General features: G+C 71.5%; 22 protein-coding genes. 8 read left to right on the top strand and 14 right to left on the bottom strand.

Annotation, left to right across the window (positions count from 1 at the left end):
* Positions 1-309: 309 nt before the first annotated feature.
* Both ACIP94_RS04555 and ACIP94_RS04550 read left to right on the top strand, forming a co-directional pair.
* Positions 310-774 carry an NUDIX hydrolase gene (locus tag ACIP94_RS04555; protein ID WP_402419398.1) on the top strand — a complete coding sequence of 155 codons (465 nt, stop codon included), beginning with the start codon at positions 310-312 and terminating at the stop codon, positions 772-774.
* 247 nt (positions 775-1021) lie between these two features.
* Positions 1022-2788: a TIGR03767 family metallophosphoesterase gene (locus tag ACIP94_RS04550; RefSeq protein WP_402419395.1), complete on the top strand. Its 1767-nt coding sequence runs from the start codon at positions 1022-1024 to the stop codon at positions 2786-2788.
* A gap of 51 nt (positions 2789-2839) precedes the next feature.
* On the opposite strand, the gene ACIP94_RS04545 is transcribed toward ACIP94_RS04550, so the two are convergent.
* Positions 2840-3409 (bottom strand): GNAT family N-acetyltransferase, encoded by a 570-nt coding sequence (locus ACIP94_RS04545; RefSeq protein ID WP_402419392.1) that lies wholly within the window; start codon positions 3407-3409, stop codon positions 2840-2842.
* 249 nt (positions 3410-3658) lie between these two features.
* Between ACIP94_RS04545 and ACIP94_RS04540 the strand changes: the two genes are divergently transcribed.
* Positions 3659-4867, top strand: coding sequence for a glycosyltransferase (locus ACIP94_RS04540; RefSeq protein ID WP_402420378.1), 1209 nt, complete (start codon positions 3659-3661; stop codon positions 4865-4867).
* Positions 4868-4942: 75 nt separating this feature from the next.
* Here ACIP94_RS04540 and ACIP94_RS04535 read toward each other — a convergent pair whose 3' ends face one another.
* Both ACIP94_RS04535 and pepN read right to left on the bottom strand, forming a co-directional pair.
* Positions 4943-6004, bottom strand: a complete 1062-nt coding sequence (locus ACIP94_RS04535; protein WP_402419389.1) for a hypothetical protein — start codon at positions 6002-6004, stop codon at positions 4943-4945.
* Positions 6005-6212: 208 nt separating this feature from the next.
* Complete coding sequence (pepN, locus tag ACIP94_RS04530) at positions 6213-8792, bottom strand: aminopeptidase N (protein WP_402419386.1); 2580 nt, start codon at positions 8790-8792, stop codon at positions 6213-6215.
* A gap of 156 nt (positions 8793-8948) precedes the next feature.
* On the opposite strand from pepN, the gene ACIP94_RS04525 reads away from it, so the two are divergent.
* Entirely contained in the window at positions 8949-9611 is a 663-nt protein-coding gene (locus tag ACIP94_RS04525; RefSeq protein WP_402419384.1) for a DsbA family protein, read from the top strand.
* A gap of 55 nt (positions 9612-9666) precedes the next feature.
* On the opposite strand, the gene ACIP94_RS04520 is transcribed toward ACIP94_RS04525, so the two are convergent.
* The 9 genes from ACIP94_RS04520 to ACIP94_RS04480 all read right to left on the bottom strand — a co-directional run bounded on the left by ACIP94_RS04520 (position 9667) and on the right by ACIP94_RS04480 (position 18717).
* Complete coding sequence (locus ACIP94_RS04520; RefSeq protein ID WP_402419381.1) at positions 9667-9891, bottom strand: hypothetical protein; 225 nt, start codon at positions 9889-9891, stop codon at positions 9667-9669.
* Positions 9892-10041: 150 nt separating this feature from the next.
* Positions 10042-10683 (bottom strand): superoxide dismutase, encoded by a 642-nt coding sequence (locus ACIP94_RS04515; protein ID WP_402419378.1) that lies wholly within the window; start codon positions 10681-10683, stop codon positions 10042-10044.
* Between the two features lie 144 nt (positions 10684-10827).
* On the bottom strand, positions 10828-12204 hold the full coding sequence (locus ACIP94_RS04510; protein ID WP_402419375.1) for an amino acid permease: 1377 nt from the start codon (positions 12202-12204) through the stop codon (positions 10828-10830).
* 120 nt (positions 12205-12324) lie between these two features.
* Complete coding sequence (locus ACIP94_RS04505; protein ID WP_402419372.1) at positions 12325-13218, bottom strand: TauD/TfdA dioxygenase family protein; 894 nt, start codon at positions 13216-13218, stop codon at positions 12325-12327.
* Positions 13219-13292: 74 nt separating this feature from the next.
* Positions 13293-14642, bottom strand: a complete 1350-nt coding sequence (locus ACIP94_RS04500; protein WP_402419369.1) for an LLM class flavin-dependent oxidoreductase — start codon at positions 14640-14642, stop codon at positions 13293-13295.
* Positions 14639-15373 carry an ABC transporter ATP-binding protein gene (locus ACIP94_RS04495; protein ID WP_402419366.1) on the bottom strand — a complete coding sequence of 245 codons (735 nt, stop codon included), beginning with the start codon at positions 15371-15373 and terminating at the stop codon, positions 14639-14641. Before ACIP94_RS04495 ends, ACIP94_RS04500 begins: the two co-directional genes overlap by 4 nt.
* Positions 15349-16197 carry an ABC transporter permease gene (locus ACIP94_RS04490; RefSeq protein ID WP_402419364.1) on the bottom strand — a complete coding sequence of 283 codons (849 nt, stop codon included), beginning with the start codon at positions 16195-16197 and terminating at the stop codon, positions 15349-15351. Before ACIP94_RS04490 ends, ACIP94_RS04495 begins: the two co-directional genes overlap by 25 nt.
* Positions 16194-17267 carry an ABC transporter substrate-binding protein gene (locus ACIP94_RS04485; RefSeq protein WP_402419362.1) on the bottom strand — a complete coding sequence of 358 codons (1074 nt, stop codon included), beginning with the start codon at positions 17265-17267 and terminating at the stop codon, positions 16194-16196. Before ACIP94_RS04485 ends, ACIP94_RS04490 begins: the two co-directional genes overlap by 4 nt.
* Before the next feature lie 259 nt (positions 17268-17526).
* Positions 17527-18717, bottom strand: coding sequence for an ROK family protein (locus ACIP94_RS04480; protein ID WP_402419359.1), 1191 nt, complete (start codon positions 18715-18717; stop codon positions 17527-17529).
* 464 nt (positions 18718-19181) lie between these two features.
* Between ACIP94_RS04480 and ACIP94_RS04475 the strand changes: the two genes are divergently transcribed.
* Together ACIP94_RS04475 and ACIP94_RS04470 are read left to right on the top strand one after the other, a co-directional pair.
* Positions 19182-19802, top strand: a complete 621-nt coding sequence (locus tag ACIP94_RS04475; protein ID WP_402419357.1) for a biotin transporter BioY — start codon at positions 19182-19184, stop codon at positions 19800-19802.
* Between the two features lie 77 nt (positions 19803-19879).
* Positions 19880-20023, top strand: coding sequence for a hypothetical protein (locus ACIP94_RS04470; RefSeq protein WP_402419354.1), 144 nt, complete (start codon positions 19880-19882; stop codon positions 20021-20023).
* A gap of 198 nt (positions 20024-20221) precedes the next feature.
* Here the strand turns inward: ACIP94_RS04470 and ACIP94_RS04465 are convergent, their stop codons facing one another.
* Complete coding sequence (locus ACIP94_RS04465) at positions 20222-21697, bottom strand: amino acid permease (protein WP_402419351.1); 1476 nt, start codon at positions 21695-21697, stop codon at positions 20222-20224.
* 271 nt (positions 21698-21968) lie between these two features.
* Here ACIP94_RS04465 and ACIP94_RS04460 point away from each other — a divergent pair, with 271 nt between their 5' ends.
* Together ACIP94_RS04460 and ACIP94_RS04455 are read left to right on the top strand one after the other, a co-directional pair.
* Complete coding sequence (locus ACIP94_RS04460; RefSeq protein WP_402419349.1) at positions 21969-22454, top strand: ribose-5-phosphate isomerase; 486 nt, start codon at positions 21969-21971, stop codon at positions 22452-22454.
* Positions 22455-22575: 121 nt separating this feature from the next.
* Positions 22576-23385, top strand: a complete 810-nt coding sequence (locus tag ACIP94_RS04455) for an Fpg/Nei family DNA glycosylase (RefSeq protein ID WP_402419346.1) — start codon at positions 22576-22578, stop codon at positions 23383-23385.
* A 61-nt stretch (positions 23386-23446) separates the two neighbouring features.
* Here the strand turns inward: ACIP94_RS04455 and ACIP94_RS04450 are convergent, their stop codons facing one another.
* On the bottom strand, positions 23447-24676 hold the full coding sequence (locus ACIP94_RS04450; protein ID WP_402419345.1) for a GNAT family N-acetyltransferase: 1230 nt from the start codon (positions 24674-24676) through the stop codon (positions 23447-23449).
* Positions 24677-24784: the final 108 nt, after the last annotated feature.

The raw sequence follows: 24784 nt of genomic DNA, 5'->3' as shown, positions 1-24784 counted from the left end.
AAACCGGAGATGGACCGGTTCTGACCGCGGTCGTCCGGATGTCGGGTCCGGGTGACCGCTCAGCTTTACCCAAGGGGCATATGTTTGGGGAGAGTTGACCGAGACGGGATGGAGTCATGGCGCAATCCCGCCATACGTCATCGAGGACTTAGTGGAGCAGGCCGGGACATTTCTGTGAGCCGGCTGTGCGTCCACGCGCGTAGTGGCGGCTCTCCGCCCCCATCCGTGCGCGCGCAGTGACGGGGTCGCGGTCCCCTCCGCCCGCCCGTTCGCCCCCCGGTCCCGGCCCGGCCGGGTTAACGTCCCCGTGTGCGCCAGAAGTTGAGGGTGGCGGCCTACGCCATCTGCGTTCGCGACGGCAAGCTTCTACTCGCCCGGGGGTGGGATCGCGACGGCACCCCCGAGTGGACCCTGCCCGGCGGCGGCATGGAACACGGCGAGGACCCCTACGACACCGTCCTGCGGGAGGTGGAGGAGGAGACCGGCTATCTCATCGAACCCACCGCTCTGCTCGGCGTGGACTCCGTCCGCCACGACCTTGGCGACCGCCTCGGCCGGGCCGTCGACCACCATGGCCTGCGGCTCGTCTACGAGGGGCGGATCACGGGAGGCGCGCTCCGCAACGAGGTCGGTGGCTCCACGGACCTCGCTGCCTGGCATGATCTGGCCGCCGTGCCGGAGCTGAGGCGGGTCGGGCTTGTCGACACAGGGCTCTCCCTGTGGCGCGAGCGCCCCGCGGCCGGCCGGTCACCGCTCACCGGAGGAGGGCACTGACACCTCCGGAACCTGCCTCGATACCCCGGAACATGAACGCGGAGTGACCGCCCCCCGGCCGTTGGGCGAGCGGTCGCGAACGCGCGGGGTAGCCCGAGACCGACGTAGGGTGATCGGCGCTGCGTGTTGCCGTCGCGTTCACGCGCAGGCCATCCCCGGTGCCAACGATCCAGGGCGAGCGGGACGTTCGCTTCGGCGACCGTCCCGCGACCACTGCTGACGCGTTCGTACTCGGGGAGATCGCGCCATGTCGCGCATACGCTCTGTCGCCACGGCGGCTGCCATGAATCGTCGCGCTCTGCTCGCCACCGCCGGGGCCATGTCCCTCACCGCGGGGGTCGGATCCGCGCTGCGGCCCGAGGAGAGCCGGGCCGCCGACCACTCCGCCGGGCACACCGCGCAGGGCGAGGCGCCCGTCGCCGTCTCCCGGCAGGCCCCGGCCGCCGCCCCCCTCGCCCCCTACACCAAGGGCACCACGCTCGCCACGGTCGCCGCCCCGCGGGGCGGCTCCGGGTACCGCCGGCTCGGTGACGGCCCCGGCTGGAAGCGCGTCGTGCGCAGCGAGCTGGCCACGCCCAAGGCCGGCCGCGCCGGCCGCCGCACCACGCTCGCCGCCTTCGTGCAGTTCACCGATCTGCACCTGATGGACAGTCAGCACCCCCTGCGGCTGGAGTTCCTGCGCTCCACCGACCGGCACGCCTGGCGGCCCCACGAGGCTCTGACCGTGCCCGGCGCGATCGCTCTGGTCGAGCGGGTCAACTCGCTGCGGGGCGCCCCCGTCACCGGCTCCCCCCTCCACTTCGTCATGACCACCGGCGACAACACGGACAACAACGCCAAGTCCGAGCTGGAATGGTTCATGAAGATCATGAGCGGCGGTCGCATCACCCCCAACTCCGGTGACCCGCGGCACTACGAGGGCGTCCAGAACAGCGGTCTGAAGCTCTACTGGCAGCCCGACTCCACCGTCCGCGACGCCGACAAGCAGCTCGGCTTCCCGCACATCCACGGCTTCCTGGCCGCCGCGATCCGCGAGGTGCGCAGCCCCGGCCTCAACCTGCCCTGGTACTCCACCGTCGGCAACCACGACGCCCTCCCGCTCGGCTGCTACGGACACGGCGACCCGTACCTCGCCGAGTTCGCGATCGGCGGAAAGAAGCTGATGGAGCTGTCCGCGGCCGAGGCGAGGAAGCTTCAGGACTCCATCAAGTACGCCAAGGACCCCAAGGGCGTCCAGTTCCGTGATCTGCTCAAGGCCCACGCCCGCGCCACACGCTCGGTCACCCCCGACGAGAAGCGCGCCCCCTACACCCCGGCGGACTACCTCAAGGCCCATCTCGACCCGGCGTACGCGGGCCACGGTCCCGTCGGCCACGGCTACTCCTCGGCGAACGTGGACGCCGGCACCCAGTACTACTCCTTCCGCATCGCCGACGACGTCGTCGGCATCAGCCTCGACACCACCGACCCGGGCGGCCACTACAACGGCTCCATCGGCACGGCCCAGCTGACGTGGCTGGACAAGACGCTGCGCGACAACAAGGACTCCTACGCCGTCGTCTTCAGCCACCACACCAGCACGACGATGTCCAACACGCGCCCGGACCCCGCCCGCCCCGGCGAGCGGCGGCACGACGGCCAGGAGGTCATCGCGCTGCTCGGCCGCCACCCCAACGTGCTGGCCTGGGTGAACGGGCACATCCACAAGAACCGCATCACCCCGCACGCAGCCTCCGGCGGCCGCTCCTTCTGGGAGATCTCCACCGCCTCGCACGTCGACTACCCCCAGCTCGCCAACGTCATCGAGCTGGTGGACAACAAGGACGGCACGCTCTCGGTCCTCACCACGCTCATCGAGTCCGCGGCCCCGCACCACACCGATGTCGCCGACCTGACCCAGACGGGCCTGGCCGCCCTGTACCGCGAGCTGTCCTTCAACGCCCCCGGCGCCGACAAGACGCTCGCGGGCAACCCGTCCGACCGCAACACGGAACTGGTCCTGAAGAAGGGCTGACCCCGCGGCCGACCCACGTCCAGGGCTCGGGCCGCCGGGCCGGCCGGGGTCTCATCCCCGCCGGACCGGCACCAGCTCCGCCCGCTCCACGACCGGTTCGCGAGGCCCCGCCGACCGGTTGGCGGCGACCGGGCCCCGCGGGGCCGGCCCGGTGAAGCGGAAGGAGAGCGAGGCGAGGAAGCGGCGGCCCCGGGGCCAGTCCACCGGGACCGTCGCCGTCACCCGGATGACGCCGGACGCGGCCGCGCGGTCCAGGAGGGCCCCGGCCACGGCCCGGCCCGTCCCCGTGCCCCACAGCGACGGATGCAGCAGGAACAGGCCCACCGCGCAGGCGTCCGGTGCCGGGTGGCGCCGCACCGCGTCGATGATCCCGACCACCCGGCCGCCGTCCTCCGTCACCACCAGAACCAGCTTGTCCTGCGGGTCCGCGCCCGGCGGCAGGCTGTAGTACAGGCTCTGGAGGTCGGCGGGGCCCGAGGGCAGGCCGGTGGCGGCCTCGACATACGCGCCGCCGGACGCGAAGAGCGAAAGGACGCCCGGTTCGTCGGCGGGCACGGCCTCCCGCAGGGTGTAGCGTCGTCCGTCGTCCGTGGTGATCGCCAGGGTGAGCGGCTCGGTCATCCGGTCATGGTCGCACCGGGGCCGCGCCCGGACCATCGAATTCCGGGGCCGGCGCCCTCGGGTGGTCACGGTGCGCATGGTCGGGATCACCGAATTACGGTGTAAACCCATCTGCCCCGGAGATGAGACACGCCGTTCATCCGGATGAAACATCTGTGCCGCCTCATATCGGACAACCCGCAGTTCACGGGGATGGTTCGAGATGTGTGCAAGGCGGGTGGTCGCGTGCTGCTGAGGCACCAACTGCGCGTGCTGTCGGTGTACGACGGCTTCTTCTCCGGGGGCGCCCGGATTCTCCACAGCGATGTCGTCCTGGGGCTCCAGGAGGGCGGTCAGCGCCATCGTGTGCTGAGCGTCCACGGAGAGGTGCTTCGCGAGGCCACCCGTCAGGCGATGGAGGACGACGCCTGCTACCGGTCGCTGACCGCGGCCGGGGTGGAGGTCACCTCGCTGGGCCGCGTCTCCGGGCTGCCCGGGGGCCTCGGCGCCGACCCGGCGGTGTTCACCGGGCCGGAGCTGGCCACGACGGCCCGGGCGATGGCGGGCGCCGATGTCATCCTGTCGCTCAAGGAGCAGCCGCTGGGCCTGCTCAACCAGGCGGGCCTGCCGCGCCGCCCGGTGATCGTCTCCCTGCACCGCTCGGACCCGGAGAACCAGGGCGGGGCGCTCGACGAGCTGAAGGCCGCCATCGCCGACGGCACGGTCGTGGCCTGCGTCTGCTGCGCCGAGTCGACCCGGGCCGCCTACGCGGCCGCCGGGATCCCGCCCGAGGTGCTGCATGTCATCCCGAACGGTGTCGATCTGCTGCGCTTCCGGCCCGACCCCGCGCGGCGGCTCCGGCTGCGCGACGCGCTCGGCATCCCGGACTCCGCGCCGGTCGTCGTCTTCGCGGCCCGCTACGACGCCATGAAGAACGTCCCGCTGTTCCTGCGCGCCGCCCGGGCCTGGCTGCGGCAGCAGCCCGAGGGGCATGTGCTGGTGTGCGGCGCGGGCATGTCGGCCGGCCAGCCCGGCCTGCACGCCGACATCGACGTGGCGTTCGGGGACGACCTGGCGCTCGCCGACCGGCTGCACCTGCTGGGTGTCCGGCGCGACATGGAGACCGTCTACGCGGCCGCCGACGTGGTGGCGCTCACCTCGGCCTGGGGCGAGGCGGCGCCGCTGTGCCTGATCGAGGGCATGATGTGCGGGGCCGTCCCGGTCGCCACCGATGTCGGCGACAGCGCGGCGATCGTCGCCGGGCACGGTTTCCTCACCCCGCCGGACCCCGAGGCGATCGCTACGGCCTGGGGCGACGCCGTCGTCGCCCGCGCCGATCTCGCCCCGGTCCTCGAGCGCAGCCGGGAGCGCTTCAGCCGCACCCGCATGATCGCCTCATACGCGGCGCTGATCGACCAGGTCCACACGGAGTCCGTACGGCCGCCCCTCCCGGAGCCTCCGCTGCACGAGCCGCTCTGACGGAACCGGCGCACGAGGAGGGGCCGCCCACGGGCGGCCCCTCCTCTCCCCTCCTGAACGTCTGCTCCCGGCGCTCTACCGGGGCAGCACGACGACGTACGCGGCGGGCTCACGGTCCGCCGCCGCCATCAGGGCCGTGCGGACCACCGTCGCCTGCTGCTCCGGCGCGTCCCGCAGCTTTTTCGGCGTGATGTGGACGACCGTGATCCCGAGCCGCTCCAGGTGCTCGCGCTTGCGGGCGTACTCCGACCACAGCGCGTCGTCGTCCTGCCGGTCGCCCTGGCGCGGGGCCCGGGTGTCCAGCTCCACCGCCACGGCCTGCTCGGGCCAGTACGCGTCCAGGCCGCCGAGATGGGGGCCGCCGGGGAGCCGGAGGTCCACGTTCCACACGGGGTCGGGAAGGCCGTGGTGGCGCACCATCCGGTACAGACGGTCCTCCGCGATCGCCCGGCCCTCCGCCAGCAGCGAGTCCACCGCGTCCACCACATGCGGCCGGCTCAGCAGACGCTCCTGGTTCAGCTCCCGTACCACCGCGGCCGGTTCGCAGTGGCCGCCGCTCACCGCCTCGGTCAGCAGCCGGCGCACCGCGTCCGCCTCCGGCAACTGGGCCACCGCGTCGGCCAGGGCGCGCGGGACCGGCGCGACGGACAGGCCGGCCAGCAGCCGGGGGGTGGGCAGCAGCGGGGTGCGGATCACCCGCGCGCAGCCGGTGCTGCGCAGCCGCCGCGACCGCGGGACGAGGACGTCGATCTGCCTCAGGGCCGGCAGGGTGGGTGTGCAGCAGAAGCCCTGGAGGGTCAGCGCGGCCAGGCCCGTGATCATCGCGTCGGGGTAGCGCACCGGGGCATGGGGGCCGTTCGCGCCCGGCTGCGCGGGGACGCCGGCGGGGGTGGCGAGCGGCGCGCGGCTCGCGTAGAGCAGCACCGCGTGCAGTTGTTCCTCGACGGTCGGTGGTCCCTGGTGCAGGAGGTACACGCCCGGTAGGTACTGCTGCCAGGGGCCGCCTGGCCGGGTGTGCTCGACGATCTCGGCGGCCGTCACACCGTGGGCGCGGAGCTGGGCGGTGGTCAGCACCCGGCGCTGTGCCTCCGACAGATGACGGAGGGGGCGGGGGGAAAGCGGGGTGTTGTGGTTCATGACCCCGGCGTTCCCGCGCCCGATCCGTCCGATAACCGCTGTTACATGCTCGTCGACAAATCCGGACAATCTACAGCTAAAGTACGTGCGTTCGACTGCCGAAAGACGCAGGTGCGGGCCGGGGGGACGACGGGTTACGGGTTCCGATACTCGTATTTCGTAACTGTCGTTTCCCGGGCCCTTCCCGGGCCCCTGTCCCGCCGGGTGCCTAGCGGCCCGCCTCCGCGTCGCACGCCTGACCGCGCAGGGTGCGCGCCAGGTCGTCACGCGCCTCCAGCACCAGTCTGCGCAGCGCCGGCGGCGCGTCCTGGTGCGCCGAGAGCCACGCGTCCGTCGCGGCGAGCGTCTTTGGCGAGTCCTGGAGCGCGGGGAACAGGCCCCTGACCACGTTCATCCCGATCTGGATGGACCGCTCGGCCCACACTCGGTCGATCGCCGCGAAGTACTTCGCCGTGTACGGCGCGAGCAGCTCCCGCTGCGACGGCTGGACGAAGCCCGCGATGGTCGCCTCCACGAGTGCGTTCGACAGGGCGTCCGACTCGACGACCTGCGCCCACGCCTGGGCCTTGACCGCCGCCGAGGGGCGCGCGGCCAGGCAGCGCACCTGGTGCCGCTTCCCGGAGGCCGTGTCGTCGCGGGCCAGCTCCGCCGCGAGCACCGACTCGTCCGCCGCCCCGTGCGCGGCCAGCGGCTGAAGGAAGGCCCAGCGCAGCTCCTGGTCCACCTCCAGGCCGTCGATCTCCGTCGTGCCGTCCAGCAGTGCCCGCAGGAGCCCCAGTTCGGCCTCGTCGCCGGCCACGGCCGCGAAGAACCGCGCCCACGTCAGCTGGTGCTGGCCGCCCGGCTCCGCCTGCCGCAGCTCCTGCAGCGCGCCCTGGGCCAGCAGCCGGCCGCCGGTCTCCCGCCACTCGGGTGCCGCGTAGTACGTCAGCGCCGACTGTGCCCAGTTGTGCAGCATCTGGAGCACACCGATGTCGGACTCCCGGCCGGCGAACCGGAGTACCAGGTCGACGAAGTCCCGGGCCGGCAGCAGCGCGTCCCGGGTCAGGTTCCACAGCGCCGACCAGCACAACGCCCGCGCGAGGGGGTCGGTGAGCGAGCCGAGGCGGTCCTTCAGGGTCGCGAGCGAGGCCTCGTCGAAGCGGACCTTGCAGTACGTCAGGTCGTCGTCGTTGACGAGGACCAGCTCCGGCGCCTCGGCGCCCGCCAGTTCGCCGAGCACCGTCCGCGCACTGTGGACGTCCACCTCGGCGCGCGCATACCGCACGAGCGCGTCCCCCTCGGTGCGGTACAGGCCCACCGCGACCCGGTGCGGCCGCAGTTCGGGATGTGACTCCGCCGCCTCCTGGAGCACGGACAGCTCGGCGATCCGGCCGTCCGCGCCCAGCAGCACCTGCGGGGTCAGCGAGTTGACGCCCGCCGTCTGGAGCCAGGAGCGCGCCCAGGCCGTCATGTCCCGGCCGCTCGTCTCCTGCAGGACCGACAGCAGGTCGCCGAGGCGCGTGTTGCCATAGGCGTTCCGCTTGAAGTAGCGCCGCGCGCCCTCCAGGAACGCCTCCCGCCCCACATACGCCACCAGCTGCTTCAGCACGGAGGCGCCCTTGGCGTAGGTGATGCCGTCGAAGTTGAGCTTGGCGTCCTCCAGGTCGTGGATGTCCGCCGTGATCGGATGCGTGGACGGGAGCTGGTCGGCGCGGTACGCCCATGCCTTGCGGTTGTTGGCGAAGGTGATCCAGCCGTCGGTGAAGCGGGTCGCCTCCACCAGCGAGAAGGAGCCCATGAAGTCCGCGAAGGACTCCTTCAGCCACAGGTCGTCCCACCAGACCATGGTCACCAGGTCGCCGAACCACATATGGGCCATCTCGTGCAGGATCACATTGGCCCGGCGCTCGTACGACGCCTGTGTGACCTTGCCGCGGAAGATGTACTCCTCGCGGAAGGTGACCAGGCCCGGGTTCTCCATCGCGCCGAGGTTGTACTCGGGCACGAACGCCTGGTCGTACTTCCCGAAGGGGTACGGGTAGTCGAAGTGGTCGTGGAAGAAGTCCAGGCCCTGCTTGGTGACCAGGAAGACGTCGTCCGCGTCGAAGTGCCGGGCCAGGCCCTTGCGGCACATCGCGCCGAGGGGGATCTCCAGCGTCGTGCCGTCGTCGAGGGCGCGGGTGTAGGTGTCCGTGACGTAGTGGTACGGGCCCGCCACGACACAGGTGATGTACGTGGAGATGGGCTTCGTCTCCGCGAACCGCCACACCCCGTCGTGCCGTTCGCCGGCGCCGTTGCTCCACACCGTCCAACCCTCGGGGGCGCGGACCTCGAAGCGGAAGGGGGCCTTGAGGTCGGGCTGCTCGAAGTTGGCGAAGACGCGGCGCGAGTCGGCGGGCTCGTACTGGGTGTAGAGGTAGACCTCGCCGTCCTCCGGGTCGACGAAGCGGTGCATGCCCTCACCGGTGCGGGAGTAGGCGCACTGGGCGTCGACCACCAGCTCGTTCTCGGCGGCCAGGTCCTCCAGGAGGATGCGGGTGCCGTCGAAGACCTCGCCGGGGTCGAGGTCCTTGCCGTTGAGCGAGACGGCGGTGACGCTCGGGGCGATCAGATCCGCGAAGCTCGCGGCGCCCGGCTCGGCGCAGCGGAAGCGGATCGTGGTGACCGAACGGAAGGTGCGGGGCCCGCCGGTGGCAGGTGCCTCGCCCACGGCGGAGCGCAGGTCGAGCGATACGTCGTACCCGTCGACGGACAGCAGGGCGGCCCGCTCCCGGGCCTCGTCGCGGGAAAGGTTCTCACCGGGCACGGGGGCACTCCCTGGGTCGGCTGGATCGGCGGACAAGGACCGATCCTGCCATGGGCCCCTGACACCGGGTATGGGGGCGCACCTCATGAGCGTTTTCGGGAATGGCGGGGCGACCTCGGACGTTGCCCGGTAAACGCCCGCGCTTCTAGGAGAGTCATGTCCGAGACCGTGACCGCTTCCGGCAAGACCCCCGTCGATTTCTGGTTCGACCCGCTGTGCCCCTGGGCCTGGATGACCTCCCGCTGGGTCCTGGAAGTGGAGAAGGTCCGGGACATCGAGGTCCGCTGGCACATCATGAGCCTCGCGGTGCTCAACGAGGACAAGCTGGACCAGCTGCCCGAGGAGTACCGGGAGATGCTGGCGACCCAGGCGTGGAAGCCGGTGCGCGTGGTGACCGCCGCCTGGCAGAAGCACGGTGACGACGTCCTCGGCCCGCTGTACACGGCTCTCGGTACCCGCTTCCACAACCAGGGCGAGGGCCCGACCCTCGAGGCGATCGCCGCGGCGCTCGACGAGGTCGGCCTGCCCGCGGACCTGATCGACTACGCCGAGCAGGAGGACTTCGAGTTCGACGCCGAGCTGCGCGCCTCGCACAAGGAGGGCATCGAGAAGGTCGGCCAGGAGGTGGGCACCCCGGTGATCGCGGTCCCGGGTGCCGACGGCGAGCAGCTGGCCTTCTTCGGCCCGGTGGTCACCCCGGCCCCCAAGGGCGAGGACGCCGCGAAGCTGTGGGACGGCACCCTGGCGGTCGCCTCGGTCCCTGGCTTCTACGAGATCAAGCGCACCCGGACCAAGGGGCCGGACTTCAGCAACCTGTAGGACGCCCGGAGCGGGCCGCCGGGGTGTACGGCCCCGGCGGCCCGCACCGCCGTGTTCACTCCGGCAGGGGCACCCGGATGGGCCGGGCGAAGGGTTTCTTGTTCGTGCCCGTGCGGAGGTTGCGGCACTGTTTGCCGGTCTCCGCGTCCAGCACGGCCTCGCACATCCGGAACTCGCGCACGGCCGCGCGGCCCAGGCGCTCCTCGAGCCAGGCCTGCTCGGCACGGTTGAGCTCGCGATGGGGCTGATCGGTGTCGCAGGTGAAGCAGTACATCGGCATCCGATCACCATGCACCGGAGCCCCCGCTACCGGAAGACCCCCGCGAGTCGGTCCCCCAGAGGGGTGCCCCCACTCGCGGGGGTCTTCCCTTCGTCCGCCTGCCGGTGAAACGGTGAGAAGACGATCACGGCAGGACGCCTCACGCCGCCCTCAGGGGGCGAGCAGCAGCACGTCGGTCCGGGACCTGGCCGCCGCGTGGCGCCGGGCCACGTCCTGCCAGTTCACGACCTGCCACATGGCCTCGATGAAGTCCACCTTCTGGTTGCGGTACTGCAGGTAGAAGGCGTGTTCCCAGGCGTCGAAGACCAGGATCGGGGTGGCCGCCTGGCCGACGTTGCCCTGGTGGTCGTAGACCTGCTCGACGATCAGCCGGCCGCTGAGCGGCTCATAGGCGAGAACGCCCCAGCCCGAGCCCTGCGTGGTCGCGGCGGCCTTGGAGAGCTGGGCCTTGAACTGCCGATACGAACCGAAGGACTCGGCGATGGCGTCGGCCAGCTCGCCCACGCCGTCCCGGTCCAGCGGCTCGCCGCCGCCGTCGCCGCTCATGTTCTGCCAGTAGATCGAGTGAAGGATGTGGCCGGAGAGATGGAAGGCCAGGTTCCTCTCCAGACCGTTGATCGAGCCCCACGCTTCCTTGTCCCGTGCCTCGGCGAGCCGCTCCAGCGTGTCGTTGGCGCCCTTCACATACGCCGCGTGGTGCTTGTCGTGGTGCAGCTCGAGGATCTCGGGGCTGATCACGGGGGCGAGCGCGGAGTAGTCGTACGGCAGGTCGGGCAGCGTGTAGACGGGCATGGGGGTCCTCTCCGTACCTCTTATTGCGAATAGCTTGCAAGTACACGCTAGCAACAAAAAGGGAAGTCGGGGGGCCGGTGCGGGCAACAGGAAGGCCCCCACGTGTCGACGTGGGGGCCTGCCCGGCCGGAGGAGCGGACGGCGTCAGTCCCGGGCGCGGGCCCGCTGCCAGGCGTAGCCCACGGCGGCCAGGACCAGCGTCATACCGCCCGTGGAGTACAGCTGCACACGGGTGTCCGGCTGCCGGGCCATCAGGACGAAGATCGCCGCCATGCCCGCCAGCGCCACCCACGTCAGCACCGGGAACGCCCACATCCGCACGGCCAGCCGGCCGGGCGCCTCCCGCTCCAGACGGCGGCGCAGCCGAAGCTGCGAGACCGCGATGAAGAACCAGACGACCAGGATCACCGCACCGATCATGTTCAGCAGCCAGGGGAAGACGTCGTTCGGCCGCCAGTAGCTGAGGACGACACACCCGAAGCCGAACAGCGACGAGACCAGGACGGCGACCCGGGGCACACCGCCGGAGACCCGGCCCAGCGCCTTCGGGCCCTGGCCGCGCTCCACCAGGGAATACGCGATGCGCGAGGAGCCGTAGATGTTGGCGTTCATCGCGGACAGCAGCGCGACCAGCACCACCACGCTCATCAGCCGCCCGGCGCCCGGGATGCCCAGGTGGTCGAGGGCCGCCACATACGGGCCCTTCTCGACGACCTCCTTCGCGTTCCACGGGACCAGGGTGACGATGACCGCCATCGACCCGATGTAGAAGAGCGCGATGCGCCACATGGCCGTACGCACCGCGCCCGCCACGCCCCGGACCGGGTCCGGGGACTCCGCCGCGGCGATGGTGACGGTCTCCAGGCCGCCGTACGCGAACACCGACGCGAGCAGTCCGATGACCAGGCCCTCGCTGCCGTGGGGCAGGAAGTCGGTGAGGTTCGAGGCGCCCGGGGAGTCGGTCCCGGGCAGTACCCCGGCGACCGCCAGCACCCCGAGCACCAGGAACAGCGTGATCGCGCCGACCTTGAGTGCCGCGAACCAGAACTCGAACTCGCCGAAGTTCTTCACCGCGGCCAGGTTCGCACCGCAGAAGACCACCATGAACAGCGCCACCCACGCCCACTCGGGCGTCCCCGGCAGCCAGCCGGTGACGATCTTCGCGGCGCCGATGCCCTCCAGGCCGACGGCCGTGCACAGCAGCACCCAGAACGACCAGCCGGCGGTGAAGCCCGCCCAGGGGCCGATCGCCCGCTCGGCGTGTGCGGAGAAGGAGCCCGAGGAGGGGTAGGCGGCCGACATCTCGCCGAGCATCCGCATCACCAGCATGACGAGCAGACCGGAGACGGCGTAGGCGATCACGATCGACGGACCGGCGGCGGCGATGCCCGCGCCGGAGCCCACGAACAGCCCGGCGCCGATCACACCGCCGAGGGCGATCATCGACAGATGGCGCTGCTTCAGTCCGTGGGACAGGGCGACGCCGGTCCCGGGTGGTGTCTCGACGGTGGTGGTGGGCATGGGCGCCTCGTCCAATGGCAAGAGTCGGGCAAAAACCCCCACAGTGTGGACAGCCTCTCCGCTCCGGCGAGGAAGCTGCCCACTATCCGGACGTCGGCTGTACGGAAGGTGAAACCCCGGTTACGCGGCGACTGCCGTGTAGTGCGAGGCGTCGCCCTCGATGGCGTAACTCTCCTTGCCCTCGACGCCGACCGGGATGTCGCCCGCGACGGTCACCCGGTTCAGGCGGCGCGGCAGGCCGTCGTAGTTGTCGATGGCGTAGTGCTGGGTGATGCGGTTGTCGAACAGTACGAGCTGGTTCTCCGACCAGCGCCAGCGCAGGATGTTCTCCGGCCGTGTGACATACGCCTGGAGCAGGTCCAGGATCCGGCGGGACTCGGGCACCGACAGGCCGACGATCCGCTGGGCGAAGCCGCCGATGAACAGCCCGCGCTCGCCGGTCAGCGGGTGGACGCGCACCACCGGGTGGGCGGTGCGGTAGGTGATCGACGTGAACTGGGCGCGCTGGGCGGCCTTCTCCTCGTCGATCGCCTCGTCCGGCACCGCGTAGTCGTAGTCGTTGGTGTGCTCCGCCCACAGGGTGTCGGCGAGGCCCCGCAGGGGCTCCGGCAGATCGCGGTAGGCGGCCGCGGTGTCGGCGATCAGGGTCTCGCCGCCGTACGGCGGGATCGTGAGGGAGCGCAGGGTGCTGGCCTGCGGCGGGTTGAGGACGAAGGTCACGTCGGTGTGCCAGTGGTTGGCACGGCCCCGCTCGCTGTCGACGGGCAGCACATGCGGGGCGCCCTCGACGGCGGGCACCGTCGGGTGGGCGGTCGTGAGGTCCCCGAAGTGACGGGCGAAGGCCTGCTGGCCGTCGTCGTCGAGGTTCACATCGTCGAAGACGAGCGCCTTGTGGACGTTGAGGGCCTCCCGGAGAGCGGCGACCGTCTCCTCGTCGAGGGGCTTGGAGATGTCGGCGCCGACGATGCGTGCGCCGATGTTCGCGGTGACCTTGTGGATCTCGATGGCCGGCATGACGGGTCCTTTCAGGCGGTGGCGCATGTGGGTCAGGCGGTGGCGAGTGCGGGTCAGGCGGTGGCGAGTGCGGATCAGGCCGTGGCGAGTGCGCAGGCGTGGTCCGTGACGTACTGGTTGGCGGGCCGCGGGAGGCCGTAGCGCTCCCGCAGGGTCCGGCGGGGGCCGTACGTCTCGCGGAGCAGGCCGCGGGCGCGCAGCAACGGGACGACCTGCTCGACGAAGGCCTCCAGACCGGAGGGCAGCAGCGCGGGCATGATGTTGAAGCCGTCGGCCGCGCCCTGCGTGAACCATGTCCCGATGGCGTCCGCGACCTGCTCGGGCGTGCCGGCGAAGGTGAGATGCCCGCGTCCGCCGCCGAGCCGCCCGATCAGTTGCCGCACGGTCAGCCGCTCCCGCCGGGCCAGCTCCACCACGAGCGTGTAACGGCTCTTGGCGCCCTCGATCGCGGCCTCGGGCGGGAGGTCGGCGGGAAGTTCGGCGTCCAGGTCGAGGGTGCCGGGCTGAAGGCGCAGCAGGTTCTCCAGCCGGTCGCGGCCGTGCTCGTGGACGATGTGCTCCTCGAGCACCCGCTCGTTCACCCGCGCCTCGGCCTCCGTGGAGCCGAGCACCGGGACGATGCCGGGCAGCACCTTGATGTGGTCCGGGTCCCGGCCCGCCGCCGCTGTGAGGGACTTGAGGTCGGCGTAGAAGGCCTGCGCGCCGCTGAGCGTCTGCTGGGCGGTGAACACCGCCTCCGCGTACCGGGCCGCGAACCGCTTGCCGTCCTCGGAGGAGCCCGCCTGCACCAGCAGCGGGTAACCCTGCGGCGAGCGCGGCACGTTGAGGGCACCCTCGACGCTGAAGTACGTGCCCCGGTGCCGCGCCGGGTGGAGCTTGGCGTCGTCGCCCCATACGCCCGCCGCCTTGTCGGCGACGATCAGGTCGTCCTCCCAGCTGTCCCACAGCTTCAGCGCCACGTCGAGGAACTCGGCGGCGCGGGCGTAGCGGTCGGCATGCGCGGGCTCGTGCTCCACACCGAAGTTGCGGGCGGCCTCGGCACCGGCGGTGGTCACGATGTTCCAGCCGGCCCGGCCGCCGCTGACGATGTCCAGCGAGGCGAGTCTGCGGGCCAGGTTGTAGGGCGCGTTGTACGAGGTGGACGCCGTGGCGATCAGACCGATGTGCTCGGTGGCCGTCGCCAGCGCGGTGAGCAGGGTGAGGGGCTCCAGGGCGCCGGAGGGGCGCTGGGCCACACCGCCCCACAACTGGGGGCTGTCCGCGAGGAACAGCGAGTCGAAGGTGCCGCGCTCGGCGATGCGGGCGAGCCCGATGTAGTGGGCCAGGTCCACGTGCGCGTGCGGGTCGCTCTCCGGGAGCCGCCACGACGCCTCGTGGTGGCCGGTGTTCATCAGGAACGCGTTGAGGTGCAGCTGACGGGTCATGCGGGATCCTCCGTGACGCCCAGCGCGGTGAGCAGCCGCTCCCGGTACGCGCCGAGCAGCGGGTCCCGGTAGGTGCGCGGATGCGGGCGGTCGATGGTCAGGTCGAGGCCGATCCGGCCCCGGTCGAGGACGAGGACGCGGTCGGCGAGCACGATCGCCTCGTCCACGTCGTGGGTGACGAGCAGCACGGACGGCCGGTGGCGCTGCCACAGCTGCCGCAGCAGGCCGTGCATTCTGATCCGGGTGAGGGCGTCCAGGGCGCCGAACGGTTCGTCGGCCAGCAGCAGTTCGGGCTCCCGGACGAGGGAGCGGGCCAGGGCCGCGCGCTGGGCCTCGCCGCCGGACAGCTCGCCCGGCCAGGCCCTCTCCCGGCCTCCCAGGCCCACTTCGGCGAGGGCGGCCCGGCCGCGTTCGGCGGCCTCCCCGCCGTCCGTGCCCAGCAGGACGTTGTCCAGCACCCGCCGCCAGGGCAGCAGCCGTGCATCCTGGAAGGCCACGGAGACCCGCTCCGGCGCGGTGAGCCGGCCACTGCCGTCCACCTTGTGGTCGAGGCCGGCGATCGCCCGCAGCAGGGTGCTCTTGCCCGAGCCGCTGTGCCCGAGCAGGGCGGTGAACTGGCCGGCGGGCAGGTCCAGATCGATGCCGTCGAGGACCGTACGGCCGTCGTAGGACCGGGTCAGGCCCCGGATCCGGACGGCGGGCCGGGTCAGCTGTTCAGTGTGCGTCGCCATGACAGCGCCCTCCGTTCGACGATGCGGACCGCGCTGTCGGAGACCAGGCCGAAGATTCCGTAGACCGCCAGGCCGACGAGGATGACGTCCGTCTGGCCGTAGTTCTGGGCCTGGAACATCAGATAGCCGAGGCCGCTGGTGGCGTTGATCTGCTCCAGCACCACCAGTCCCAGCCAGGAGCCGGTCACGCCGAGCCGCAGCCCGACGAAGAAGCCGGGCAGCGCCCCGGGAATCACGATCTGGCGGATGAACCGGTACCTCGTCAGGCCCTGCACCTCGGCGAGTTCGACGAAGCGGCTGTCGATGCCGGACAGCGCGGCATGCGTGTTCAGATAGACCGGGACGTAGACGACGATGGCGATGATCGCGATCTTGAAGGTCTCGCCGATGCCCAGCCAGAGGATGAACAGCGGGATCAGGCCGAGGGTCGGGATCGCCCGGTTGAGCTGCACGGTCCCGTCGATCAGTGCCTCACCGGTCCGGCTCAGTCCGGAGGCGAGCGCGAGCAGTACTCCGGCGGTCAGTCCGAGGGCGAAGCCGTAGGCGGCCCGCCGCAGCGAGGTCAGCACATCCGTGGACAGCGTGCCGTCGGTCCACAGACGGACTCCGGCCCGCAGGACCGTCCAGGGGGCCGGGATCGCCGCCGGATCCAGTCGTCCGGCGGCGGAGGCGGCGGCCCACAGGGCGAGCAGGAGCAGCGGGCCGATGAGGCGGGCGGCCGGCAGCGGCCTGCCGGGGGCGAGACCGCGGCGCCGCCGCCGCGCGGGCGGAGCGGAGGGGGCCGTGGGCGCCGCGGCCGTGGTCGTCGTGGTCACGGCGCTCACCTCCGGTACTCCGCGGGTACGGCCTTCGCCGCGAGGTCCTCGAAGCGCCGGTCGAACAGCGAGCCGACGTCGAATTTCTTCACGAAGCCGCCCTCTGCCAGCAGATCGGCGGTCTCCTGCTCCCAGGCGATCGCCTCGTCCCAGTGCGGCGGGAACAACGGCTTGTTGGCGAGCCTCGTGATGGACTCGGCCTGCGCCAGGGTCAGGTTCTGCGTCCCGACGTAGAACTCCCGGTTCCAGACGTCCGGGTGCTCCCACTGCCACACCTGGCCCCTCGCCCACCGCGGGATGTACGCGGCGATCGCGGCGGCCTTCGCGCGGTCGTTCAGCACCGAGGCGGGCGCCCACAGCAGATTGAGCAGGTCGACCACGTCGGTGCGGACGGTCCGGGCACCCTTGGACGCGTACAGCTTCAGATACGCCGGCACCTGGCTGTTGGGGAGCGGGGCGATGTCCACCTGGCCGGACTGGAGGGCGGTGAGGAACTGGTTGCTGGTGAGCGGCACCAGACGGACCTCGTCGTACCTCAGACCGGCCCTCTTCAGCGCGCGCAGCAGCACGACTCCCTGCGCCTGCCCCTGGGAGAAGGCGAGCTTTCTGCCCTTGAAATCCGCGACCGTGCGGATGTCGCTGCCGGGCTTCGTGGCGAAGAGATAGTTGGGCTTGCGGGTGATGTCGATCGCGACGATTTTCGCGTCGAAACCCTGATAGTGCGCCTGGATCGGCGGGATTCCCGCATTGTTGGCGAGATCCAGCGACTTGGCGCGGAAGGCGTTGATCACGTCCGGTCCCGCCCCGATGTTGACCCAGCTCGACACACTGAACGGCAACGCCGGCAGGCTCGCCAGCTTGAACTGCAACTGCTGGACGTTCTGGTACGAGGCGATCTTCAGGCTCGTACCGGCCGGGACCCGGTCCGCGAGCGGGGCGGAGGATGCCCCGGTCCCCGAGGCCCCGGCCGCGACGCTGCTTCCCGCGCAGCCGGTCAGCCCGGCGGCGCCGGCGGCGGCGCCGAGCAGGGAGGTGAGGAACAGCCGCCGGTCGACACCGGACGCAGGCAGAGATGGCATGGGAGGACTCCCTGGTTCACATGGCAGGCGTGCGTGGGAATTCCGGGCTCGGCAGAGCCAGGAAAGGAAAATGTGGGGGAGTGAAGAGGAGGGAAAACGAAGGAAGAGGAAGGCGCCGCGGAGCATCGCCTGACCAGACGTCAGGGTGTCAACGTGTCAGCAACAAAGGGTGCGACAGATCATGCGCGGGCTCATGAACACGATGCTCCACGGTCCTGGAGAGGCCTGTCAACATTCCGAGTTTCTGAATTAATTCCGCTCAGGTGGAGGCGCCCAGCGGATCGCGGTAGAGCACGTCCAGGGCCACCGAGCCGCCCGCCACGGCCAGCACGGAATCCGGGAAACTGGTGGGCAGGACGGCCGCCGCCCGGTCCGCTCCGACCGCCTCCCGCAGCGCCGACAGGCAGTCCTCCCGGTGCACCACGCCGACCTCGGTGACCACGACCGTCTCCGGATTGAGCACATCGACCAGCAGCCCCGCCACCCGTCCGGCCGCCCGGGCCCGGTCCACCAGCAGCTTCACGGCCGCCCGGTCACCGGCGGCCGCCGCGGCGACCACATGCATCGGGTTCGTCCCGTCGATGACACCCGCCTCCCGGGCCCGCCGGCACAGCGTCCGCTCGCTCAGCTCGGCCTGGAGACAGCCGGTGCGCCCGCAGTCGCACGGCTCGGTGCCGCCCGGCACCGGCAGATGGGAGATCGCCCCGGCCTGGGAGCGCGGCCCGTAGTGCACCTGGTCGTGGGTGGCGAAGGCCGCGTCGACCACATTGCCCACGAACAGATGCAGCACACTGCGGCTGCCGCGTGCCCGCCCGAACAGCCGCTCCCCGTTGACCAGCGCCCGGGCGTGCCCGTCGACGTGCACCGGCAGCCCGATGGCCGCGCCGAGCAACTCCCGCACGGGCACCTCCCGCCAGCCCAGCAGCGCGTGTTCGACGATGGTCCCCGAGTCCCGGTCCACCCAGCCGCCGGCCGCCACCCCCACCCCCAGGGGGGTGCCCGTCCCGCTTCCGGCGAGCAGCGCCCGCAGCCCGTCCGCGGCCCGGGCCAGCACCCGGCCCGGGGCGGTGTGCTCGTGCGCGAGCCGCCGTTCGGTCAGCACCCGCCCGCGCAGGTCGAGCAGGGCGACGGTGGTGTACGGCACCGCCACATGCACCCCGGCCACCACGAACCGGGAGTCGTCCAGGTCGACCGGCACATGGGGGCGGCCCACCCCGCCCGAGCGCCGGGGTGCCGCCGCCTCACGGATCAGCCCGATGTCGGTGAACCGGGCGCAGTAGTCCGTCACCGACGCCGGTGACAGCCCGGTGAGCCGGGCGATGGTGCTGCGCGCCACCGGTCCGTGCTCCAGAACCGACCGCAGGATGACGCTCGCGCTCGTCCGGCGCCGGTCGCCGTCGGCGGCACGGGGCAGGGGGAAGGGGGCAGGGAGTGCTGCGGTTCGGGGCATGGGGGCTTCCTCGGGAACGGGTCCGACACTGCGCCGCATTCGTGGAGGCGTGCCGGAGCCGCTCCGCCCGCCTCACGCGAGGGGGCGACAGGTGGCCGTGCCCTGGCGTCGCAGGTCGACATAGCGACGCGACGTGAGATTCCGGGCCTGGGCAACCATGGGCTCGAAGCTAGCAAAGCGGCTCACCACTGCCCAGACGGCGACCGACGGGCGAGACGGGGGTGATGAGGAGACGCCACCCCGTTGGTGAGTTCCTACAGTTGGCCTGGTGGGGACCTCCCTGGGGTCATCGCCGTCACCTCAGTGACCGGAATCACGCCGCGTCGCGTGTAAGCCCCGGCTTTTGTGCACAGCCCACCAATGGGCGGATCCGGCCTTTGTCGAGCGCTGACGGTGATCGGCTCACCGGCCCTGGGATAGCGTCGCGGTGTCCCGAACCGTCCCCACCGCCGGAGTGAGTTCCCATGAGCACCGCCACCGCCACAGTTGCCCGCCCCGGCGAGGTCCTCGCCGATCTGCTGCCCTCCCCCAGGCTCTGGGCTTCGCTCGAGCGGGGAGGTGTCCCCACCCGGGTGCGCGACGTCGCCCTCGTGGTCGGCGGTGCCGCGCTCACCGGGCTCGCCGCGCAGCTCTCGGTGCCCGTTCCGGGCTCCCCGGTGCCGGTGACCGGACAGACCTTCGCCGCGCTGCTCGTGGGCACGGCGCTCGGCGCCCGCCGCGGCTTCCTGTCGCTCGCCCTGTACGCGCTGGCCGGTGTCGCCGGTGTGCCGTGGTTCGCCGGCGGTGGCTCCGGCGCCGCCGCCCCGTCCTTCGGCTACATCCTCGGCATGCTGCTCGCCTCCACCGTCGTGGGCGCCCTGGCCCGCCGCGGCGCCGACCGCTCGGTGCTGCGCACGGCCGGCGCGATGCTGCTGGGCGAGGCGATCATCTACGCCATCGGCGTGCCGTACCTGGCCCTGGCCACCGGGATGTCCGCGACCGCCGCGATCGCGGCGGGGCTCACCCCGTTCCTGATCGGCGACGCCCTGAAGGCGGCCCTGGCGATGGGCCTGCTGCCCACCGCCTGGAAGCTCGTCAGGAAGTGACATAGCAGCACCCTCTGATCTCCCACACCGCGGGGGCCGGGCATCGTGCCCGGCCCCCGCGGTTTTTCCGTACGGTGATGGGCCCCTTCGCCGGAGTGCTCGCCCGCTCCTCGGCGATGGCCCCCTCCCTCGCCGAGCGGGTGCTCGGCTGGAAGCCGGTCGAGCCCGGCCTCCTGGACGAGCTGCGCACGGGGTCCTACGCGGCCGCCGCCGGCGCCTGACACCGGCCGGCCGATCCGCACCCGGTACGGCCGGTCCTCACCGGTGCGGCCCCGCCCCCGGTACGACCCGTCCACACCCGGTACGACCCCGTACTCGCTACGACCCGCCCGCACCCGGTACGACCGGTCCGCACCCGGAAACGCCGAAGGGCCCCGCGGCTGCACGCCACGGGGCCCCTCCCGATGCTCACGCGCTGGTCAGGCTCCGACCTCGGCCCGCGCCTGCTCCGCGTCCACGGCCGGGTCTGCGGTCCGGCCCCCGCCCAGCTTCTCCTTCGCCACGGCGATCACCAGCACGACCGCCGCCACGAGCAGCGACAGCAGCACCGTCTCGCGTCCGTCGTGCTCGGTGTCGGTCAGCATGTAGCCGAGGACGAACACGATCAGTGCGGCGGCGGCCCAGGTCAGGTACGGGTACAGCCACATCTTCACGATCAGCTTCTCCGGCGCCTCCCGCTGGATGATCTTCCGCATCCGCAGCTGCGAGAAGCAGATCACCAGCCAGACGAACAGGGCGACCGCGCCGCTGGAGTTCACCAGGAAGAGGAAGACGGAGTCCGGGAACTTGTAGTTGAAGAACACCGCCAGGAAGCCGAAGAGGACGGAGACGACGATCGCCGCCATCGGAACGCCACGGCGGGTGGTGCGGGCGAAGGCCTTCGGCGCGTCGCCGCGCCGGCCCAGCGAGAAGGCCATGCGAGAGGCCGTGTACAGCCCGGAGTTCAGGCAGGACAGCACCGACGTCAGCACGATGAAGTTCATGATCTGGCCGGCGTGCGCGATCCCGAGGGAGTCCAGGGCGGCGACGTACGAGCCCTTGCTCTTGATCGACGGGTCGTTCCACGGCAGCAGGGAGACGACCACGAGGATCGAGCCCAGGTAGAAGACGCCGATACGCCAGATGATGCTGTTGGTCGACTTGGTCACCGCACGCTGCGGGTCCTCGGACTCGCCGGCCGCCAGGGTGGCGATCTCGCTGCCCATGAAGGAGAAGACGACGAGCAGCACACCGGTGAGGATCGCCCCGGGACCGTGCGGCAGGAAGCCGCCGTGCGCGGTCAGATTGCTCAGCCCCGCCTTGTCGCTGTGCACGCCGGGCAGCACACCGAAGATGGCGAGGGCGCCGACCACGATGAAGGCACCGATCGCCACGACCTTGATCCCGGCGAACCAGAACTCGAACTCACCGTAGGAGCCGACGGAGACCAGGTTGGTCGCGGTCAGCACGATCATCACGATGAGGGCCCAGCCCCACTGGGGCACGGCGGGGATCCAGCTCTGGAGGATCTTGGCACCCGCGGTGGCCTCCACGGCGAGCACGACCACCCAGAAGAACCAGTAGAGCCAGCCGATCGAGAAGCCGGCCCAGCGGCCGAGGGCGCGGTCCGCGTGCGCGGAGAAGGAGCCGGAGGTGGGGTTCGCGGCGGACATCTCGCCCAGCATGCGCATCACCAGCACCACGAGCGTGCCGACGAGGGCGTACGAGAGCAGGATGCCGGGGCCGGCGGTGGCGATTCCGCTGCTGGATCCGACGAACAGCCCGGCGCCGATGACGCCGCCGATGGCGATCATCGACAGATGACGGTTCTTGAGTCCGGCCTGGAGGCCGCCGCCGGGTTCTCCGGCGCGGCCGGGGGCATTTCCGGCCTTGGTGGGGGTCGGCTGCGAGGTCATGAAGGGTATTTCCTTTGAGCCGGGTGTACGGGGATGCGGGGGACACACGCCCGTACGAATACGGGCCCCGTACGGGCGGAGCCCGCTGGAGTACGGGGGCTCATACGAGCGGTGTACGAGCCGGTCCAGTGAATCGGAGGCGAAGAAAATCGGAAACCTTTGAATCCGGATTGTTACTTGAGTTTTTCTTGAGCATCAATGGTGTAGCTCACACCCATTCGGCTCGGAACCCCGCGAGGTCGATCGACGGCGGCCGTGACACACTCGGACCATGCGCGTGTATCTCGGCTCCGACCATGCCGGCTTCGAACTGAAGAACCACCTCGTCGAGTGGCTCAAGTCCGCCGGCCACGAGCCCGTCGACTGCGGGCCCCACATCTACGACGCCCAGGACGACTATCCGCCGTTCTGCCTCCGCGCGGCGGAGCGCACCGCGGCGGACCCCGGCTCCCTCGGCATCGTGATCGGCGGCTCGGGCAACGGCGAGCAGATCGCCGCGAACAAGGTGAAGGGTGTCCGTGCGGCCCTCGCCTGGAGCGAGGAGACGGCGTCCCTCGGCCGTCAGCACAACGACGCGAACGTCGTCGCGGTGGGTGCGCGCATGCACACGCAGGACGAGGCGACGAAGTTCGTCGAGACGTTCCTCGCCACGCCGTTCTCGGGTGACGAGCGGCATGTGCGGCGCATCGACATGCTCTCGGACTACGAGGCCACGGGCGACCTGCCGCCGATCCCCGCCCACCACCCGCAGGGCTGATCGTCCCCCTGCCCGGCGGCGTCCGGGGTGCGTGAGCCGGGGTGCCCCCGCAGCGCCCCGGCGCCCGGGCGCGGGGGCGCGGGGGCGCGGGGGCGTACCGATGATCTGAGAGGGGGCAGGCGTGCCGGAGGGGCACACGATTCACCGGCTGGCCGAGGACTACGCCGCGCGGTTCACCGGCGGCCCCGTCACCGTCTCCAGCCCCCAGGGCAAGTTCGCCGACGCCGCGGCCCTCCTCGACGGCGCCGCGCTGCACACCGCCGACGCCCACGGCAAGCACCTCTTCCTCGGCTTCCGCGGCGGCGACTGGGTGCACATCCACCTCGGCCTGTTCGGCAAGGTCACCTTCGGCGACGCCCCTGTACCCCCGCCCACCGACACGGTCCGCCTGCGCCTCGCGAACCCCACCTCGTACGTCGACCTGCGCGGCCCCACCACCTGCGCGCTGATCACGGACGAGGAGAAGGGCGCGCTGCACGCCCGCCTCGGACCCGACCCGCTCCGCGCCGACGCCGACCCCGCGGACGCCTACCGGCGCGTCTCCCGCAGCCGTACCTCCATCGCCGCCCTGCTCATGGACCAGAAGGTCATCGCCGGTGTGGGCAACGTCTACCGTGCCGAGGTCCTCTTCCGGAACGGCATCGACCCGTACCGCCCCGGCAGGGACATCTCCCCGGCCGAGTGGGACACGATCTGGGCCGACCTCGTCGGCCTGATGCGCGAGGGTGTCCGCAACAACCGCATCGACACCGTCCGCCCCGAACACACCCCCGAGGCCATGGGCCGCCCCCCGCGCGTGGACGACCACGGCGGCGAGGTGTACGTGTACCGCAGAGCGAACCTGCGCTGCCATGTCTGCGGCGGCGAGATCCGCACCGCCGGTCTTGCCGCCCGCAATCTCTTCTGGTGCCCGGGCTGCCAGAAGCGATAGCCGCCCGACCGCGGCCCGGACCGGCGCCGCCGGTGCCGGGACCGGCCCGCTGTGGCTCCTGTCAGAAGCCGTGCGGCAGCCAGGGCGCCACCGCCGAGCCGAACGCGAGCGACGCCTCCGCCAGCGCCCCCTGCCGCAGCTCCCGCACCCGCCCGGCCGCCGCCAGGGCCGTGAGCGACACCCCGCCCAGATACGCCGACCCCAGCTCCCGCACGGAAAGGGAGAGATCGGCCGCGTCCGTCGTCCGTGCGCAGGAGGCGCCCTTCGCGTCCCCGGTGAGCCGCCAACGCCCCTCGTCCCAGGGGCAGAAGGCGTCCTCCACCTCGAACACCACGTCCACCGGCGCCTGGTACGTCCGCGCCTGAAGCGCCGCTCCGACATCGACGAGTCGTACGTGGAGCGCGTCCCGCACTCGCGGCGCGCACCGCCGGATGTCGGACACCAGATGCTGCCACGCCTCGTCCAGCGGTCGGCCGCGCACGGTCAGCGTCGTCGTCAGATCGATGCCGAACAGGAAACGCCACAGCGCCGCGTCCGTCGCCGGATCCAGCGCGGCCAGATCCTTCAGGGCCACCGTGCCGTTGTGGCCGGTGACCTCCCAGCCGAGTTTGGTGCGGAAGCGCGCGTACCCCGTGATCTCGCCGTCCCGCTCGGCAACCACACACTGCAGCGCCGACGCTCCGTCCCGCTCGCCCGGCCTATCGAGCAGGGCCACCCGCTCCCAGCCGGGCTCCCGGGCCGGCATGCCGGGACGGCCGGGCACCAGCCGTGCGTACACCGCCTCGCACGCGTCGAGGACATCGGCAGGCGCCGCGTACCGCAGCCGTACGTCATCGGTACCGGGCGGAACGGACAGGTGCACACGGCTTGTGTCGATCTCCGCGCCGAGCTGGAAGGTCCCGACGCCGTACCCGAACCGGCCGTAGATCGCCGGCTCGGAAGCGGTGAGCACCGCGAGCGGTTCGCCCCAGCCACGGATGTCATCGAGTTGCCGGCGCATCATCGACGTCAGCACCCCGCGCCGGCGATGCGTCGCCGCGACGCTCACCATCGTGACGCCCGCCGTCGGGACCGAGGCACCGCCGGGGACCGTGAGGCGGAAACGGAACGCGCCCGCCGTGCCCACGCACACCTCTTCGTCCCATGCGCCCAAGGAACGGTCCAGATGCGTGAGTTCATCCCAGAGCGCCTGCTCCTCGGGGGATTCCTCCATGCCGGCGAAGGCCCTCATGAGGTTGCCGTACCACTCGTCCCACTCGTCCCGCCGCAGGACCCGCACGTCCGTCGTCATGGGCCATGCCTACCAGGGCAATGCGGGACGAGCGAGGGGATTTCCCCCGGGTCAGGGGGGCGCGCTTCCTGTGAAGTTGCGCGCTCGGACGGGGGACAAGTGGGACCT

Origin of the sequence: Streptomyces sp. NPDC093261 (genome assembly GCF_044753645.1) — a bacterium.
GTDB lineage: Bacteria > Actinomycetota > Actinomycetes > Streptomycetales > Streptomycetaceae > Streptomyces.
Note: the sequence above shows the minus strand (reverse complement) of the source record. Positions and strands in the feature narration are given on the sequence as shown.

Excerpts from the sequence above, each read along its gene's own strand:
- ACIP94_RS04550 (WP_402419395.1), top strand. The coding sequence starts at position 1,022 with ATGTCGCGCATACGCTCTGTCGCCACGGCGGCTGCCATGAATCGTCGC.
- ACIP94_RS04545 (WP_402419392.1), bottom strand. The coding sequence starts at position 3,409 with ATGACCGAGCCGCTCACCCTGGCGATCACCACGGACGACGGACGACGC.
- ACIP94_RS04535 (WP_402419389.1), bottom strand. The coding sequence starts at position 6,004 with ATGAACCACAACACCCCGCTTTCCCCCCGCCCCCTCCGTCATCTGTCG.
- ACIP94_RS04525 (WP_402419384.1), top strand. The coding sequence starts at position 8,949 with ATGTCCGAGACCGTGACCGCTTCCGGCAAGACCCCCGTCGATTTCTGG.
- ACIP94_RS04520 (WP_402419381.1), bottom strand. The coding sequence starts at position 9,891 with ATGCCGATGTACTGCTTCACCTGCGACACCGATCAGCCCCATCGCGAG.
- ACIP94_RS04515 (WP_402419378.1), bottom strand. The coding sequence starts at position 10,683 with ATGCCCGTCTACACGCTGCCCGACCTGCCGTACGACTACTCCGCGCTC.
- ACIP94_RS04510 (WP_402419375.1), bottom strand. The coding sequence starts at position 12,204 with ATGCCCACCACCACCGTCGAGACACCACCCGGGACCGGCGTCGCCCTG.
- ACIP94_RS04505 (WP_402419372.1), bottom strand. The coding sequence starts at position 13,218 with ATGCCGGCCATCGAGATCCACAAGGTCACCGCGAACATCGGCGCACGC.
- ACIP94_RS04500 (WP_402419369.1), bottom strand. The coding sequence starts at position 14,642 with ATGACCCGTCAGCTGCACCTCAACGCGTTCCTGATGAACACCGGCCAC.
- ACIP94_RS04495 (WP_402419366.1), bottom strand. The coding sequence starts at position 15,373 with ATGGCGACGCACACTGAACAGCTGACCCGGCCCGCCGTCCGGATCCGG.
- ACIP94_RS04485 (WP_402419362.1), bottom strand. The coding sequence starts at position 17,267 with ATGCCATCTCTGCCTGCGTCCGGTGTCGACCGGCGGCTGTTCCTCACC.
- ACIP94_RS04480 (WP_402419359.1), bottom strand. The coding sequence starts at position 18,717 with ATGCCCCGAACCGCAGCACTCCCTGCCCCCTTCCCCCTGCCCCGTGCC.
- ACIP94_RS04475 (WP_402419357.1), top strand. The coding sequence starts at position 19,182 with ATGAGCACCGCCACCGCCACAGTTGCCCGCCCCGGCGAGGTCCTCGCC.
- ACIP94_RS04470 (WP_402419354.1), top strand. The coding sequence starts at position 19,880 with ATGGGCCCCTTCGCCGGAGTGCTCGCCCGCTCCTCGGCGATGGCCCCC.
- ACIP94_RS04465 (WP_402419351.1), bottom strand. The coding sequence starts at position 21,697 with ATGACCTCGCAGCCGACCCCCACCAAGGCCGGAAATGCCCCCGGCCGC.
- ACIP94_RS04460 (WP_402419349.1), top strand. The coding sequence starts at position 21,969 with ATGCGCGTGTATCTCGGCTCCGACCATGCCGGCTTCGAACTGAAGAAC.
- ACIP94_RS04450 (WP_402419345.1), bottom strand. The coding sequence starts at position 24,676 with ATGACGACGGACGTGCGGGTCCTGCGGCGGGACGAGTGGGACGAGTGG.